We start from the raw sequence: 2,642 nt of genomic DNA on the forward strand, positions 1-2,642 counted from the left end.
CAGTTTGTGGTATGAGATTTCCTGGAATTGGTATGGGTGAGGATATGAGAGCAGCGTTTGCGGGACCAATGGTTGTAGGTATTGATAACATCATCAACATCACGATTGCCCCTAAAATTGAGCCAAGTTTCTTCATTTCTGTATTGGTATACAATTCAATGGTTATCTCACTATGCGTGGAAACTACTAGAAAATGTAAACACATTGGTTTTGTTTAAGAGTTTTAGTGAAGATTTTACTATAATAAAGTTACAGGCTCTTAATATTTCGTAATTTGAATTTTAATGTAGTGCAAAAAATGAATTATCCATCAGAGTTTGACATCAAATCAATGTTGTCTAATCTAAATATTGACTATGAAATAGATGGAGATACTGAAAAGAAAATAAAAAACATATCTTCTATTAAAAATGCAAAACCAGATGATCTTTCTTTTTGTTATTATGAAGGCGATAAAGCTATAGACCTTATTTCAAAATCAAAAGCTGGTGTGATTCTCTGCAAGAAGAGTTTACGCGGACTTGTGCACCCAAGACAAGGAGCTCAACTCATTTTCCTTGACAAACCAAGATATGTTTTGTAAATCTGGCCAATAAAATATCTGTAAAACAAAAAATGGTTGGGATCTCACCTAGTGCCGTGATATCTAAAACAGCTAGAATAGGAGATAGGTGTTACATAGGCGAGTACACAGTGATTGGAGATAACTGTGAAATAGGAAACGATACAATAATTTATGATAAAGTAACGCTTGTGAAAGACTGTAGTGTAGGAGACAGATGTGTTATTCATTCAGGGGTAACACTGGGTGATGATGGTTTTGCGTTTGAAAGGGATGAGAATAATCTTTACAGATTCCCACATTTTGGTCGTGTGTTAATTGGAAACGACGTCGAGATATGCGCAAACAGCCACATTGCCAAGGGATCCCTTTCTGACACAGTAATAAGCGATGGTACAAAAATTGATGCACTTGTACACATTTCTCACAATGTATTTGTTGGAAAAAACTGTGAGATTACTGCAGGTGCAGTCATTGGAGGAAGTGCAGAAATAGGTAATTCCACTTGGATTGGGCTTAATGCAACCGTAAAAGATCAGATAAAAATTGGAAACAATGTAATTGTAGCCTCAGGTGCTTCGGTCATACATGATGTATCAGATCATGACATAGTAGCAGGCGTTCCAGCAAAATCAATAAAAAATAAAATTAATGAAGTTTCTGACAAGTTATTTCTCATGGCAGGACAAAACTCCGACAAGAAAGAATGAAAATCATACTAGAACATCAATAAACAGCAGACGATTTGCACATTAGTGTCAGATCAGTGATTGACATAATATACATCACCACCATAAATTCCAGAAGAACGAGATGTAATCAAGACATTGTTTGAATCATACACTTTGATTGTTCCAGATAATGGAAAGTGNTGACAAGAAAGAATGAAGATCACACTGGAATATCAATTAACAGTAGACGATTTGTACAGTGTCAGATCAGTGATTGACAGAATATACATCACCGCCATAAATGCTCGAAGGTCTAGATGTGATCAAGGCATTGCTTGAATCATACACTTTGATTGTTCCAGATAATGGAAAATGATATTGCCCAACATTTAGGCTTGCGATTTGATTTGCAACATGACTTGTTGCAAGAACAGTACCTGATGAATCTACAATGTCAACTCTTCCAGTATTGCTTGGCAAGTTAGTTACTGTGACATTTTCACCTGTTGATGTATAATAGTCCGTGAATGTTCCATTTAGTAGCTGACCAGCATAAGATGACTGGGGTTCAAGAAATACATTAAATGGTGCAGGCATCAGCAAGTTCATGGTAGTACTGTCTACCACTTTGACCCCATCCATGTACACCTTTAGGTAGTTGTTACCATTTGTGATGATGGTACAATCTCGTGTGAGTGGCTGGTTAAGACTAGGATCATACCACAGTCTTGTGAAACTAGTAGCACCAAAAGGATTACCCGTTGCCCAAAATACAGCCCAGACGGTACCAAACGAGCTTATGTTTGATGTACAGGTAACATAGTTTACGTTGTTGCTTCCATTAGTCTGCACATACATTCCATTGTTGTAGTAGACACTATTTTCTGGTATTGTTTGCACAGGAGTTGTTATTACAGAGTGGTACAGCATGGCAGGCGTATTTCGGGATACGGAATAAATTCCTGCCCAAGTAGCATTAGAGGGAGCTTGGACTCCAGTGTGTAATCCTTGAGTATTTCTCCAAAATGCATAAGGTGCTTTCTCTGCAATTGCATCTCCTCCATATATCCAATATTTTGAATTTGTCTGCAGTTGTTGTTGTGTAGCAGTTTNTCTGCAATTGCATCTCCTCCATATATCCAGTATCTTGAATTTGTCTGCAATTGTTGTTGTGTCGCAGTTTCATTAGTTAGTGAATCTGATATTAACAGACCTGACTTCATTAATGTTAAAGACGGTTGGTTTGTAATGGCAGAAGCAGTGTTCGATGGGGAGCTAGTACCTACGGAATTTATTGCAGAGACACNGTTGTTGTGTCACAGTTTCATTTGATAGTGAATCTGACACTAACAGACCGGATTTGATTAATGTTAGAGATGGTTGGTTTGTAGTGACAGAAGCAGTATTTG

General features: G+C 37.4%; 3 protein-coding genes. All 3 read left to right on the plus strand.

Annotation, left to right across the window (positions count from 1 at the left end; translation table 11 throughout):
• On the plus strand, positions 1-218 hold a 218-nt coding region (locus tag DYY66_RS08210; protein WP_218583683.1), incomplete at its 5' end, for a hypothetical protein.
• Between the two features lie 80 nt (positions 219-298).
• Positions 299-583, plus strand: a complete 285-nt coding sequence (locus tag DYY66_RS08215) for an LpxD N-terminal domain-containing protein (protein WP_166288016.1) — start codon at positions 299-301, stop codon at positions 581-583.
• A 32-nt stretch (positions 584-615) separates the two neighbouring features.
• On the plus strand, positions 616-1,272 hold the full coding sequence (locus tag DYY66_RS08220; protein WP_166288019.1) for a UDP-3-O-(3-hydroxymyristoyl)glucosamine N-acyltransferase: 657 nt from the start codon (positions 616-618) through the stop codon (positions 1,270-1,272).
• The last annotated feature ends 1,370 nt before the right edge of the window (positions 1,273-2,642 follow it).

The organism is Candidatus Nitrosotalea sp. FS (assembly GCF_011319475.1).
Classification (GTDB): domain Archaea; phylum Thermoproteota; class Nitrososphaeria; order Nitrososphaerales; family Nitrosopumilaceae; genus Nitrosotalea.

Excerpts from the sequence above, each read along its gene's own strand:
- DYY66_RS08215 (WP_166288016.1), top strand. The coding sequence starts at position 299 with ATGAATTATCCATCAGAGTTTGACATCAAATCAATGTTGTCTAATCTA.
- DYY66_RS08220 (WP_166288019.1), top strand. The coding sequence starts at position 616 with ATGGTTGGGATCTCACCTAGTGCCGTGATATCTAAAACAGCTAGAATA.